This window comes from Agromyces aurantiacus (genome assembly GCF_016907355.1).
GTDB lineage: Bacteria > Actinomycetota > Actinomycetes > Actinomycetales > Microbacteriaceae > Agromyces > Agromyces aurantiacus.
Map to the genome: position 1 here is coordinate 2,975,282 of NZ_JAFBBW010000001.1, position 13,354 is coordinate 2,988,635.

Below are 13,354 nucleotides of genomic sequence, written 5' to 3' on the forward strand. Positions count from 1 at the left end.
TGTCACAGGCCCGCGGCCGCCCGGAGCCGGCCCGCGGCCGCGGCGATGCGCTCGTCGGTCGCCGTCAGCGACAGCCGAACGTGACCGGGGAAGTGCGTGCCGTAGAAATACCCCGGTCCCCCCAGGATTCCGAGATCGGCGAGGCGCCCGATGGACTCCCACGCGTCGCGCCCCTCCGTGGCCCAGAGGTAGAGCCCCGCCTCGCTCCGGTCGACGCGGAATCCGGCCGACTCGAGCGCGGGCTTCAGCAGTGCACGACGGGCCCGGTACCGCTCCTTCTGCTCGGCGACGTGCGCGTCGTCGCCGAGCGCGACCGTCATCGCGGCCTGCAACGGGGCCGGGACCATCAGGCCGGCGTGCTTGCGCGCCGTCGTGAGGCGCGCGATCGAGTCGCGGCATCCGGCGACGAACGCAGCCCGGTACCCGGCCATGTTCGACTGCTTCGAGAGCGAGTAGATCGCGAGGATGCGGGTCGTGTCACCGTCGGTGACGCGCGGGTCGAGGATGCTCGGCACCGCGCCGTCCTGCCAGGGCGCCTCCCACCCGAGTTCGGCGTAGCACTCGTCGCCGACGATCACGGCGCCGAGCTCGCGCGCCCGTGCGACGGCGCGTCGCAGCTCGTCGACGCCGAGAACGCGACCGTCGGGGTTGCCCGGCGAATTCAGCCACACGAGCCGTGTGCGCTCGGGCCACTCGTCGGGGTCGTCGGACGCCACGGCCGTCGCGCCCGCGAAGACCGCGCCCATCTCGTACGTCGGGTAGGCCGCCCGCGGATGCACCACGCGGTCGCCCTCGCCGACGCCGAGGAAGAACGGCAGCAGCGCGACGAGCTCCTTCGAGCCGATCGTGGGCAGCACGGCATCCTCGTCGAGGCCGGTCACGCCGCGGCGACGTGCGAACCAGTCCACGATCGCGCGCCGCAGGGCGGGCGTGCCGGTCGTGGTCGGATACGCGTGCGCATCGGTCGCCGCCGTCAGCGCATCGCGCACGATGCGCGGCGTGGGGTCGACCGGCGAGCCGATCGAGAGGTCGACGAGTCCGTCGGCGTGCGACGCCGCCCGATCCCGATACGGGACCATGAGGTCCCAGGGGTAGTCGGGCAGGGCGCCGAGCGCCATGCTCAGTGGCCCTGCGGCGGCAGGGCGGCGACGAGCGGGTGGTCCTTGGGGATCACGCCGACCTTCGCCGCGCCGCCGGGCGAGCCGATGTCGTCGAAGAACTCGACGTTGGCCTTGTAGTAGTCGGCCCACTCGTCGGGCAGGTCGTCCTCGTAGTAGATCGCCTCGACGGGGCACACCGGCTCGCACGCACCGCAGTCGACGCACTCGTCGGGGTGGATGTAGAGCGAGCGTTCACCCTCGTAGATGCAGTCGACGGGGCACTCGTCGATGCAGGCACGATCTTTCACATCGACGCATGGCAGGGCGATGACGTAGGTCACGGTGGGTCGCTGTCCCTTCGAAGATGCCGGACTGCCAGTCTACGCGCGCTCGGTCATCGCGACGTGCGCGCGGCGTCACGTGACGGCAACGAGGGCCACGCCACCACGAGCACCGCGATGAGCGCCGGACCCACCGCCCAGACGGTGCCGACCACGCCGCCGGCGACGAGCACCGAGCCGCCGGGCCCGGGCAGCGAGAAGAGGGCGACCGCGGCGACGATGCCGATCGCCGCCGCCGCGCACGCCGCCCGGCCGCCCGCGACGAGGCGGATGCCGACGAGGAGGGCCGCCACGCCGACCAGCCCGAGCACGAGCCCCCACGGGATGGTCACATCGCCGACCTGCCAGGCGTGGCGGTGGCCGACCGTGCCGAGCGTGCCGTACACCAGGCCGATCGCGAACGCGATCGCGAGGCTCCCGATGCGCGACCCGAGCGAACGCGGTGCCTCCGGCCCGGGGATGCCGTCGACGGTGCTCATCGCGGCGCGGGCATGACCGTGTAGGTCACGGTCGTCTCGTCGCCGGCGAGCACGACGAGGTACTCGCCGTCGGTGTAGACCGAGCCGCCGGCGCTCTCGCCGGAGAGCGTCGCATCCTGCGTGAAGCCCGCCCCCGTGAGGGCCGTGGTCGCGTCGGCCAGCGGATCGGACGAGGGGGACGAGAGCACGACCACCCAGCCCTCGGCACTGCTGCCCGTGCCGCCCGCAAGCTCGATCGTGCCGTCGATGACGGGCACCGACTCGGGGAAGTCGGCCGGCAGGTCGCCGCTGAGTTCGACGTCGCCGCCCGTGGCCCCCTCGACGGCATCCTCGACGGTGCGATCCACGAGGTCCTGCACGGGATTCCCGGCGCAGCCGGCGAGCAGGGCCGCGGTGAGGGCGGCGAGCGGCAGCAGCGCGGCCGCGCGGCCTCGGATGCGGGGTTCAGGCATGCCCGCGAGTCTACCGGCGACGCCCCCGCCGGAGCATGGCGTAGCGTGGTCGCGAGCGCGGCGCCGCGCCGCGGGAAGGACCAGCCGCATGACCGACCAGCCCGTGACCCGCACCGACCCGTCGCCCGTCCGCATCGAGCGCGACGGCGTCGTGGCGACCGTCGTGATCGACCGCCCGAAGGCGCTCAACGCCCTCTCCCCCGACGTGCTCCGCGCCGTGGCCGGCGCGTTCGACCAGCTCGCCGCCGAGGGCGACGCGGTGCGCGGCGTGATCGTGGTCGGCGAGGGCGGTCGCGCGTTCGTGGCGGGAGCCGACATCCGCTCGCTGTCGGAGCTGACGCCCGAGGAGGGTGCCGAAGCGGCACGGCTCGGCCACCGGGTCGCGGCCGCGATCGAGGCGTTCCCGGCCCCGGTGATCGCGTGCGTCGACGGCTTCGCGCTGGGCGGCGGCCTCGAGCTGGCGCTCGCCTGCGACCTGATCTACGCGACCGACGCCTCGGCGTTCGGGCAGCCCGAGGTGCGCCTCGGCCTGATCCCCGGATTCGGCGGCACCGTGCGCCTGCCGCGCGCCGTGGGCCTGCCCCTCGCGAAGGAGCTGATCTACACCGGTCGGCGCATCGACGCGGCCGAGGCGGAACGCGCCGGGCTCGTCGCCCGGCGGTTCGCCGACCGCGAGGCGCTCCTCGCGGGCGCGCGCGCGACCATCGCCGAGGTCGCGGAGAACGCCTGGACGGCGGTCGCCCTGGCCAAGCGCGTGCTCGTGCAGGCCGCCGGAACGCCCACGGCGACGGCATCCGAACTCGAGGTGGCGGGGTTCGAGGACGCCTTCCGCACGGAGGACATGCACGAGGGCGTCGCGGCGTTCCTCGAGAAGCGCGATCCGCGCTTCGCCGGGCGCTGAGCCGGGCGCGCTCGGGGCGTCAGCCCGTGACGTGCGCCTGGAGCCAGGCCATGCCGTCGAAGCGCACGCCGTCGGCGCCGTACATCTCCAGGTGCAGGTGCGGACCGGTCGACTGGCCGGTGGAGCCGACCGCGCCGACGAGCTGGCCCGCGCTCACGCGCTGGCCGACCGAGACCTGCATCGAGCCGTACGCCATGTGCGCGTACAGCGACGTGATGAGCTCGCCGCCGATGTTGTGCTGGATCTCCACGTAGTTGCCGAGCCCCCCGTCGCCCGTGTTCGCCGTGACGACGACGCCGTCGGCGATCGAGACGATCGGCGCGCCCGCGCCGGGGTTGAAGTCGATTCCGTCGTGCGTGGTCGAGCAGCCGGCGCACGGCGCGATGCGCGGGCCGAAGCCGTCGGAGGTGCGGGACGGGTCGACGGGCCAGACGACGCGCGGCGTCTCGATCAGGGCGACCTCGCCGAGGCCCGCCACCTGGGACTCGATGGGCGGCGGCGCCGCCTCGACGTCCCATCCCTCGACGTCGATCGGCGCGAGGGCGACCTCGGAGCCGACGTCGAGGGTCTGCGAGCGGAGCGAGCGCGTGTCCTCGGCGGGCGCGTACACGGATGCGCGCACCTCGCTGTCGGTCGCGGTCACCGCGAGTGCGGGAACGCTCGTCGCGAGGAGCATGCCGCCGACGGCGGACATGGTCGCGATCGACATCAGGGAGCGGGAGGGCGCGGTCGAGCGGGTCCAGCGCGGGGCGCGCGGTGCGTCGGCGGACACGGCGGCGGTGCGGGAGGCGGCTGCGGCGGCCGAGCGGGCGGTCGCGTCGCGGCGCGTGGGGCGTGCGGCCGCGCGGCGGCCGTGCTGGGGGTGGGTCATAAGGGGGAAGTCTCGGGGGTAACGGTTACGTAACGAATGGATGCGTTTCGAACGACCCGAGAAACCCTACGCGGGGGTTTCTGAGAACTTCATCAATCGACGACGGCGGCGGGCCACGCGGCCGATGCCGCGCGTGCCCGCCGCCGCCAGTCGATCAGGCCTGCTTCTTCAAGCGCGAGGCGGCCCGCGCACGCTCGGTCTGGTCGAGGATCACCTTGCGGATCCGCACCTTCTCGGGCGTGACCTCGACGCACTCGTCCTCGCGCGCGAACTCCAGGCACTCCTCGAGCGTGAGCTGGCGCGACGGCGTCATCGACTCGAACGTGTCGGCCGTCGACGAGCGCATGTTGGTGAGCTTCTTCTCCTTGGTGATGTTCACGTCCATGTCGTCGGTGCGCGAGTTCTCGCCGATGACCATGCCCTCGTACACCTCCTCGGTCGGGTTCACGAAGAAGGTCATGCGCTCCTGCAGGGCGATGATCGCGAACGGAGTGACCACGCCCGCGCGGTCCGCGACGATCGAGCCGTTGTTGCGCGTCGTGATGGTGCCCGCCCACTCGTCGTAGCCGTGCGAGATCGCGTTCGCGATGCCCGTGCCGCGCGTGATCGTGAGGAACTCGGTGCGGAAGCCGATGAGGCCGCGGCTCGGCACGATGAACTCCATGCGCACCCATCCGGTGCCGTGGTTGGCCATGTTGTCCATGCGGCCCTTGCGCGCCGCGAGGAGCTGGGTGATGGCACCCAGGTACTCCTCGGGCGCGTCGATCGTGAGGTGCTCGTACGGCTCGTGCACCTTGCCGTCGACGGTCTTCGTGACGACCTGGGGCTTGCCGACGGTGAGCTCGAAGCCCTCGCGGCGCATCTGCTCGACGAGGATCGCGAGCGCGAGCTCGCCGCGGCCCTGGACCTCCCACGCGTCGGGACGGCCGATGTCGAGCACCTTGAGCGAGACGTTGCCGACGAGCTCGCGGTCGAGGCGGTCCTTGACCATGCGCGCCGTGAGCTTGTGCCCCTTGACCTTGCCGACGATGGGCGACGTGTTCGTGCCGATCGTCATCGAGATCGCGGGGTCGTCGACGTGGATGGCGGGGAGCGGCCGGACGTCCTCGGGGTCGGCGAGCGTCTCGCCGATCGTGATCTCCTCGATGCCCGCGACCGCGATGATGTCGCCCGGGCCGGCCTCCTCGGCCGGGAAGCGCTCGAGCGCCTTGGTCTTCAGCAGCTCGGTGACGCGGACGTTGGAGTGCGAGCCGTCGTGGCGGACCCACGCGACGGTCTGACCCTTGCGGATGCGGCCGTTGAAGACGCGCAGCAGCGCGAGGCGGCCGAGGAACGGCGATGCGTCGAGGTTGGTGACCCAGGCCTGCAGGGGCGCCTCGTCGTCGTAGGTGGGCGCCGGGACGTGCTCGAGGATGGCCTCGAACAGCGGCTCGAGGTCCTCGGAGTCGGGCAGGCTGCCGTTCGCGGGCTTCTCGCGCGAGGCCCGGCCGGCCTTGCCCGAGGCGTAGACGACGGGCACGTCGAGGATCGCGTCGAGGTCGAGGTCGGGCACGTCGTCGGCGAGGTCGGACGCGAGGCCCAGCAGCAGGTCCTGGCTCTCCGCGACGACCTCGTCGATGCGCGCGTCGGGGCGGTCGGTCTTGTTGACGAGCAGGATCACCGGCAGCCGCGCCTCGAGCGCCTTGCGGAGCACGAAGCGGGTCTGCGGCAGCGGGCCCTCGCTCGCGTCGACGAGCAGCACGACGCCGTCGACCATCGACAGGCCGCGCTCGACCTCGCCGCCGAAGTCGGCGTGGCCGGGCGTGTCGATCACGTTGATCGTCACCGGGCCGGATGCGGCGTGCGCGCCGTTGTACTCCACCGCGGTGTTCTTCGCGAGGATCGTGATGCCCTTCTCGCGCTCGAGCTCGTTCGAGTCCATCGCGCGCTCGTCGACGTGGGCGTGGTCGGCGAACGAGTGGGTCTGCTTGAGCATGGCATCGACGAGCGTCGTCTTGCCGTGGTCGACGTGGGCGACGATCGCGACGTTGCGCAGGTCGTTGCGGGTGGCCTTGGCCATGGTGGGTCCTCGCGTGGCCGCCGGTCGCCGTGCGGGCTCCGGGGCGCGGATCGGCAGCGCGGGAGGGCGCTGGATGGGAGTCGGTGGAGCGCGACGGGCCGTGACGACGGTTCGCGCCCGTCAAGACTACCCTGTCGGCGAGAGCGTCGCGGAAACGCCGGACGCCCGGCCTCCGTCGAGGAGGCCGGGCGTCCGGTCGGTCGGACCGCTCCGCGCTACGCGCCGAGCTTGAGGTTCGCGCCCGGGATGGCCGCGAGCAGGTCCTTCGTGTACTGCTCCGTGGGGTTGTCGAACACCTCGTCGGTGGTCGCCGCCTCGACGATGCGCCCCTTCTGCATCACGCAGACGTTGTCGGCGATGACGCGCACGACCGCGAGGTCGTGGGTGATGAAGAGGTAGGTCAGGCCGAGCTCGGCCTGCAGGTCGGCGAGCAGGCGCAGGATCTGGGCCTGCACGAGCACGTCGAGCGCCGACACGGCCTCGTCGAGCACCACGATCTCGGGCTTGAGCGCGAGCGCGCGCGCGATCGCGATGCGCTGGCGCTGCCCGCCCGACAGCTCGTTCGGGTACCGGCCGACCAGGGTGCGCGGCAGCGAGACCTGGTCGAGCAGCTCGAACACGCGCTCGCGGCGCGAGTGCGAGTCGCCGACCTTGTGGGTGGAGAGCGGCTCGGCGATCGTGTTCCCGATGTTGCGCAGCGGGTTGAGCGACCCGTAGGGGTCCTGGAAGACGGGCTGCATGCGGCTGCGGAGATCGAAGAGCTCCTTGCCGGTGAGCTTCGCCAGGTCCTTGCCGCCGACGAGGATCTTGCCGCTCGTGACATCCTCGAGCTTCAGCAGCATCTTCGCCACGGTCGACTTGCCGGAGCCGGACTCGCCGACGAGCGCCGTGGTGGTGCCCCTCGGGATCTGGAACGACACGCTGTCGACGGCGGTGAAGTCGCCCGAGCCGCGGATCTTGAAGACCTTGGTGAGGTCCTCGACCACGATCGCCGGCGGCTGCGCGGCCGCGGCCTCGACGGCCTCATGGCGCGCCTCGGCGGTCGCGATCAGGTCGATCGTGTCGCCCGCGACGTGCGAGGCATCCTCCGACATCGACGCCTCGGCCGCCGCGACGCTGCCCGACGCCTGGATGCGACGGGAGGCGAGGCTGGGGGCCGCGGCGACGAGCCGCTGGGTGTACGGGTGCTGCGGGTTCTCGAGGATCTCGCGCGACGGGCCGGACTCGACGACCTTGCCCTTGTACATCACGACGAGCTGCTCGGCGCGTTCGGCGGCGAGGCCGAGGTCGTGCGTGATGAACAGCAGCGTTGTGCCGAGCTCGCGGGTGAGCGACTCGAGGTGGTCGAGGATGACGCGCTGCACCGTCACGTCGAGCGCCGAGGTGGGCTCGTCGGCGATGAGCAGCTGCGGATCGGCCGCGAGGCCGATGCCGATCAGCACGCGCTGGCGCATGCCGCCCGAGAACTGGTGCGGGAACTGCTTGAGACGGCGGTCCGCATCCTTCAGGCCGGCCTGCTGGAGCACCTCGATGGCCCGGGCGCGGACCTCCTTGCGACCCGTCGCGATGCCGTTGGCCTTGATGGCCTCCTCGACCTGGAACCCGATGGACCACACCGGGTTCAGGTTCGACATCGGGTCCTGGGGCACGAAGCCGACCTTGCGTCCGCGGATCGACTCCATCTCCTTCTTCGAGGCCTTGGTCAGGTCCTGGCCGTCGAGGAGGATCTGGCCGCCGGCGACATGGCCGGTGCCCGGGAGGAGGTTGATGATCGCGTGCGCGGTGGTGGACTTGCCCGATCCGGACTCGCCCACGATCGCGAGGCTCTGGCCGCGGTAGAGCGTGATGTTCACGCCGTCGACGGCGGTGACCTTGCCCTCCTGCGTGTTGAACGCGACCTTGAGGTCCTTGATCTCGAGGAGCGGGCGCTCCTCGAGGCCCGTGCCGGTCTGCTGCACGTCGGTTCCGTTCACGGTCGTGGTCATCGCTGGGCCCTCGCCTTCGGGTCGAGCGCGTCGCGGACGACCTCGCCGAGCATGATGAAGCTCAGCACGGTCACCGACAGCGCGATGGAGGGGAGGATCAGCGTCTGCGGGTTGGTCCGCAGGTCGACCTGCGCCTGGCTGATGTCATTGCCCCACGACATGGTGCTCGAGGGCAGGCCGACACCGAGGAAGGACAGCGTCGCCTCGGCCACGATCGCCGATGCCAGCGAGATCGTCGTGATGACGAGCACGGGGGCGATCGAGTTCGGCAGCACGTGGCGCAGCAGGATCCGGAATCGCGAGACGCCGAGCGCGGTCGCCGCCATCACGAAGTCGGCGTTCTTCACCCGCAGGATCTCGGCGCGGAGCACGCGGGCGGTCGCCGGCCACGCGAAGGCGCCGATGGCCAGCGAGATGGTGAGGACGTTCGCGAACTGCGAGAACACCGACATGACCACGACGGCCGCGAGGATGTAGGGGATCGAGAAGAAGATGTCGCCGATGCGCGAGAGCACCGAGTCGACCCATCCGCCGTAGAAGCCCGCGAACGCGCCGAACACGACCCCGAGGAACGCGACGATGAACGTCACGATCAGGCCGACCGACAGCGACGTGCCGGTGCCGTGGATGATGCGGGCGTAGATGTCGCAGCCCTGCCGGTTGTAGCCGAGCACGCTGTCGCCGCCGGGACCCTGGTTGCTCAGCGAGAGCTGGCAGTACCGGGGGTCGACGCTCGTGAACAGGGTCGGGAACAGCGCGACGATGACGATCAGCACGATGAGGATCGAGGAGATCCAGAACATCGGCCGCTTGCGCAGGTCGCGCCACGCGTCGGTCCAGAGGTTCGAGGGCTTGCCCTCGGCCTTGACCGAGTCGATGGCGACGAGCGGGGTCTCCTCGAGGGGAGCGACGTAGTGCGCCTGTGCGGGTCTGGTGTTACTTGGCATAGCGGATCCTCGGGTCGAGAACGGCGTACAGCAGATCCACCAGGAGGTTGATGACGAGGTAGATCAGCACCATGACCGTCACGAACGAGACGACGGTCGGTCCCTCGCTGCGGATGATGGCCTGGTAGAGCGTGCGGCCCACGCCGGGCACGTTGAAGATGCCCTCGGTCACGGTCGCGCCGACCATGAGCACGCCGAAGTCGACGGCGAGGTAGGTCACGACGGGGATCAGCGAGTTGCGCAGGATGTGCACGGGGACGATGCGGCTCCGCGACAGGCCCTTGCTCGCGGCGGTGCGAACGAAGTCCTGGGTGTCCGTATCGATGACCGACGCCCTCGTCAGTCGAACGATCTGGGCGAAGCTGATCGTCGCGAGCACGATCGCCGGGAGTATCAGGTCTTGGATCGGCGCGCCCGGACCGACGGTGGTCCGGAACCAGCCGAGCTGGATGCCGAAGACGTACTGGGCCACGAAGGCGACGACGAAGACCGGCAGCGAGATCAGGATGAGGCTCACGACGAGGAAGCTCGCGTCGAAGATGCCGCCCTTGCGCAGGCCCGATACGAGGCCGATCGCGATGCCGAAGACCATCTCGATGAGCACCGCGAGGATCGCGAGGCGCAGCGTGACGGGGAACGTGTCGGCGAGGATCTCGGAGACGGGCTGGCCGGAGAAGGAGACGCCGAAGTCTCCACGGAAGATGCCGCCGAGGAAGAGCAGGTACTGGACGATGAACGGCTTGTCCAGGTTGTACCGCTCACGGACCGCTTCGAGGACCTGGGGCGGCGGGGTCTTCTCGCCGAACAGGGCGACGATCGGGTCGCCCGGCATGGCGAAGACCATGAAGTAGATCAGGAATGTGGTGCCGAGCAGCACAGGGATCGCCTGGAGCAGTCGGCGCAGGATATAGCCGGCCATCGATCAGGCCCCGCATTCTGCGTGTGTTGACATGTTGGAAGGAAACCTCACCGTTGTGGGGGTGTGCCACACGATGTTACGCGCCTTGGCTCCACCCCGGATACGTGGGAGTGGGGCGGCGATCCGAATGGACCGCCGCCCCACGGGCGACAGAGAGTCTAACTCTCGTTCACCTTGTGCCGTGAATCACTCGGCCGCGGTCTTGGTGACCTCGTAGTAGAGCGGGACCGAGTTCCAGCCGAACTGGACGTTCTCGACCTGCTCGCCCCACGCGCCGTTGACCGTCGCGTACCAGAGCGGGATCGCGGGGAGGTCCTTGAAGAGGATCTCCTGGACCTGCTGGAACTTCTCGTTCGCCGCGTCGAGGTCGGTCTCAGCCGAGCCCTCCTTCAGGAGCGCGTCGACCTCGGGGTTCGAGTAGTCGCCGTCGTTCGAGCCGGCACCCGTGCCGTACAGCGGTCCGAGGAAGTTGAACAGCGCCGGGTAGTCGGCCTGCCAACCGGTGCGGAACGCGGTCTGGATGGAGCGGTCGGTGACCGCGGTGCGGAACTCGGCGAACGTCGGGTACGGAGCGCCCGAGGCGTCGATGCCGAGCTCGTTCTTGATCTGGTTGGTCACGGCGTCGACCCAGGCCTGGTGGCCACCGTCGGCGTTGTAGCCGATCTGGAACGAACCGCTCCAGGGGCTGATCTTGTCGGCCTCGGCCCACAGTTCCTTGGCCTTGTCGGCGTCGTACTCGAGCACGTCGCTGCCGGGGATGTCCTCGGAGTAGCCGTCGATGACCGGCGAGGTGAAGTCGTGCGCCGGCGTACGGGTGCCCGAGAAGATCACGTCGGTGACCTCTTCGCGGTTGATCGCGTGCGAGAGGGCGGCACGACGGAGCTGGCCCTCCTCACCCGCGAAGTGCGGGAGGCGGTCCGGGATGGTGAACGACTGGAAGATCGCCGCGGCCTGGCTGACCGCACGGTCGCCGAACTCGTCCTGGTAGGTCGAGAGCGCGCTGTCGGGGATCTGGTCGATCACGTCGAGGTTGCCGCCCTGGAGGTCGGCGTAGGCCGCATCCTGCGTGGCGTAGAAGATGATCGAGAGGCCGCCGTTCTGCGCCTGGCGCGGGCCCTGGTAGTCCTCGTTCTTGACGAGGTCGATCTTCTCGTTGTGCTTCCAGGCACCCTCTTCGGCCAGCATGTACGGGCCGTTGCCGATCGGGTTCTCACCGTAGGCCTCGAGGTCCTCCCACGCCGCCTCGGGGAGCGGGAAGAACGCCGAGTAGCCGAGTCGGAGCGGGAAGTCGGACTCGGGCTGCTTGAGCTTGACCGTGAAGGTCAGGTCGTCGACGACCTCGAGGCCCGGGAGCTCGGCCACGTTCTCGTCGTACGAGAAGCCGTCGATCGACTCGAAGAAGTAGCTGGAGAGCTGCGCGTTGTCGAGCGCGGCGCCGTAGTTCCACGCCTTGACGAACGACTCGGCGGTCACGTCCTCACCGTTGGTGAACTTCTGACCCTCCTTCACCTTGATGGTGTAGGTCTGCGAGTCCTCGGTCTCGATGGACTCGGCCATGTCGTTGACGGGCTTGCCGTCGGCCTCGTAGTAGACCAGACCCGCGAAGATCGAGTCGAGGATCTTGCCGCCACCGGTCTCGTTGGTGTTCGTCGGGATCAGCGGGTTCTGGGGCTCCGAGCCGTTGGTGGTGATGATCGCGGTCGCATCACCTTCGGGGGCCGCCGGCTCGTTGCTCGTCGAGCATCCGGCCAGCGTCAGCGCGCCGGCCGCAGCAAGAGCAATGGCTGCGAGGCCGATTCTCTTGATCTTCAATGTTCCTCCTGTGAGATGAGCGCACGCTCGCGCGATTTCGTGGTCGAGCAAGGGGGCGCTTGTAGGTGATCCGAGGCTATACGCGGGCTCGGGCCGAGCAAACCTCCTCGCGGAACCGTTACCGAGGCGCAACCTACGACCGGTCTCGTGCGCAGATGAGCAGGCGTGGACGCACGATTCTTGCGTCTGCACGCGTCATGCGAGGATTGCGCCATGTCCTCGGCCCGCCGGCTCCGCATCGAGATCGGCATCGTGCTCGCGCTCTCGCTCGGCGCCTCGGCCGTCTACTCGATCGTGTCGATCATCGGCCGGCTCACCGCCGGGCGCCCGCTCGGCCAGCAGAGCGCGGCGCTCAACCAATCGCGCTCGGAGCGCGAATGGCTCGACTTCACCTACCAGTTCCTCGACGTCGTGTTCGGGGTCGCGGTGGTCGCGCTCGTGCTGTACCTCCTGTGGCAGCCCGGGCGCGACCCGTTCCGCCGGATCGGGCTCGACCTCACGAGGCCCGGCCGCGACGCGGCATCCGGACTGCTGCTCGCCGCCGTCATCGGCGTGCCCGGGCTCGCGCTCTACGCCGCCGGCCGCGCGCTCGGCTTCACGGTGGCCGTGGTGCCGCAGCCGCTCGACGCGCACTGGTGGACGGTGCCGATCCTGGTGCTCGCGGCGCTCAAGGCGGCGCTCGTCGAGGAGGTCGTCGCCGTCGGCTACCTCTTCACCCGCCTCCGCGAGCTCGGCGTCGGTCCGTGGGCGACGATCCTCTCGAGCGCGCTGCTGCGCGGCACGTACCACCTCTACCAGGGCTTCGGCGCGTTCGTGGGCAACGCGGTGATGGGCGTCGTGTTCGGCTGGGCCTACACGCGCTGGGGGCGCACGATGCCGCTCGTCATCGCGCACTGGATCCTGGACATCGTCTCCTTCGTGGGCTACCCGCTCGCCGTCGGCCTGTGGCCGGGGCTCTTCGCCCCGCCGGCCGACTGAGGCACGGCGGGCTCGGCCGGTCGAGCCGACGGATGCCGCGTGCGCGCCGCCTCGGCGACGTGCCGGCCGCGCGCCAGCGCGACCACAGTCGCGGGCATCGGCGGCAGCGCCTCCTCGGGCGGCTGGACGCGGAGGTCCGAGTCGGCGGCGCGGACGCGCGCGCCGTCCATCCAGCTGCGCCGGCTCGGCGTGCAGACCGGCGACATCTGCTCGTAGCCGCCGAATCCGCCGCCGCGCGAGAACTCGCTCATCGCGTCGGCGCGTCGCAGGGCGTCGGCCAGCGCCGGGTCGCGGCGTTCGAGCAGGCCAGCCCGCTGCTGCAGGCCGAGCGAGGACGATCCGGCGAGCGTGCAACCCACCATGACGCCCACGAAGGCGATCGTCGCGAATGCGGCGACGAGGTCGACCGGGATCATGCGCGCACCCCCTAGTGCGAGAGAACCTCAGTGTACTCCCGGGCGGGGATCACGGGAGGGCCCGGATCCGGCGAACCGCGGCCGACGGGACCAT

General features: G+C 70.4%; 13 protein-coding genes. 2 read left to right on the forward strand and 11 right to left on the reverse strand.

Annotation, left to right across the window (positions count from 1 at the left end):
• Positions 1-2 precede the first annotated feature (2 nt).
• The 4 genes from dapC to JOD46_RS14040 are packed head-to-tail and all read right to left on the reverse strand — an operon-like array spanning position 3 to position 2,372.
• The gene (gene dapC, locus JOD46_RS14025; protein ID WP_204395132.1) at positions 3-1,118 is read right to left on the reverse strand and encodes a succinyldiaminopimelate transaminase; all 1,116 of its coding nucleotides are present in this window, start codon (positions 1,116-1,118) and stop codon (positions 3-5) included.
• Positions 1,119-1,120: 2 nt separating this feature from the next.
• Positions 1,121-1,441, reverse strand: coding sequence for a ferredoxin (gene fdxA, locus JOD46_RS14030; RefSeq protein ID WP_092669160.1), 321 nt, complete (start codon positions 1,439-1,441; stop codon positions 1,121-1,123).
• 53 nt (positions 1,442-1,494) lie between these two features.
• Positions 1,495-1,920 (reverse strand): hypothetical protein, encoded by a 426-nt coding sequence (locus JOD46_RS14035; RefSeq protein WP_204395133.1) that lies wholly within the window; start codon positions 1,918-1,920, stop codon positions 1,495-1,497.
• Entirely contained in the window at positions 1,917-2,372 is a 456-nt protein-coding gene (locus JOD46_RS14040; RefSeq protein ID WP_204395134.1) for a hypothetical protein, read from the reverse strand. The genes JOD46_RS14035 and JOD46_RS14040 overlap by 4 nt, the downstream gene beginning before the upstream one ends.
• Before the next feature lie 88 nt (positions 2,373-2,460).
• On the opposite strand from JOD46_RS14040, the gene JOD46_RS14045 reads away from it, so the two are divergent.
• Positions 2,461-3,273: an enoyl-CoA hydratase/isomerase family protein gene (locus JOD46_RS14045; RefSeq protein ID WP_204395135.1), complete on the forward strand. Its 813-nt coding sequence runs from the start codon at positions 2,461-2,463 to the stop codon at positions 3,271-3,273.
• A gap of 19 nt (positions 3,274-3,292) precedes the next feature.
• Here JOD46_RS14045 and JOD46_RS14050 read toward each other — a convergent pair whose 3' ends face one another.
• From JOD46_RS14050 to JOD46_RS14075, 6 genes are all read right to left on the reverse strand, one after another.
• On the reverse strand, positions 3,293-4,144 hold the full coding sequence (locus JOD46_RS14050) for a M23 family metallopeptidase (RefSeq protein WP_204395136.1): 852 nt from the start codon (positions 4,142-4,144) through the stop codon (positions 3,293-3,295).
• Positions 4,145-4,298: 154 nt separating this feature from the next.
• On the reverse strand, positions 4,299-6,203 hold the full coding sequence (typA, locus tag JOD46_RS14055; protein ID WP_204395137.1) for a translational GTPase TypA: 1,905 nt from the start codon (positions 6,201-6,203) through the stop codon (positions 4,299-4,301).
• A gap of 215 nt (positions 6,204-6,418) precedes the next feature.
• Positions 6,419-8,188, reverse strand: a complete 1,770-nt coding sequence (locus JOD46_RS14060; RefSeq protein WP_204395138.1) for a dipeptide ABC transporter ATP-binding protein — start codon at positions 8,186-8,188, stop codon at positions 6,419-6,421.
• Positions 8,185-9,135, reverse strand: coding sequence for an ABC transporter permease (locus tag JOD46_RS14065; protein WP_204395139.1), 951 nt, complete (start codon positions 9,133-9,135; stop codon positions 8,185-8,187). The genes JOD46_RS14060 and JOD46_RS14065 overlap by 4 nt, the downstream gene beginning before the upstream one ends.
• Positions 9,125-10,054, reverse strand: coding sequence for an ABC transporter permease (locus tag JOD46_RS14070; RefSeq protein ID WP_204395140.1), 930 nt, complete (start codon positions 10,052-10,054; stop codon positions 9,125-9,127). Before JOD46_RS14070 ends, JOD46_RS14065 begins: the two co-directional genes overlap by 11 nt.
• A gap of 186 nt (positions 10,055-10,240) precedes the next feature.
• Positions 10,241-11,866, reverse strand: a complete 1,626-nt coding sequence (locus JOD46_RS14075; RefSeq protein WP_204395141.1) for a peptide ABC transporter substrate-binding protein — start codon at positions 11,864-11,866, stop codon at positions 10,241-10,243.
• 213 nt (positions 11,867-12,079) lie between these two features.
• Between JOD46_RS14075 and JOD46_RS14080 the strand changes: the two genes are divergently transcribed.
• Positions 12,080-12,844 carry a CPBP family intramembrane glutamic endopeptidase gene (locus tag JOD46_RS14080; protein WP_204395142.1) on the forward strand — a complete coding sequence of 255 codons (765 nt, stop codon included), beginning with the start codon at positions 12,080-12,082 and terminating at the stop codon, positions 12,842-12,844.
• Here the strand turns inward: JOD46_RS14080 and JOD46_RS14085 are convergent.
• Positions 12,790-13,260, reverse strand: coding sequence for a hypothetical protein (locus tag JOD46_RS14085; RefSeq protein WP_204395143.1), 471 nt, complete (start codon positions 13,258-13,260; stop codon positions 12,790-12,792). The two genes, JOD46_RS14080 and JOD46_RS14085, sit on opposite strands and share 55 nt — an antisense overlap.
• Positions 13,261-13,354 lie beyond the last annotated feature (94 nt).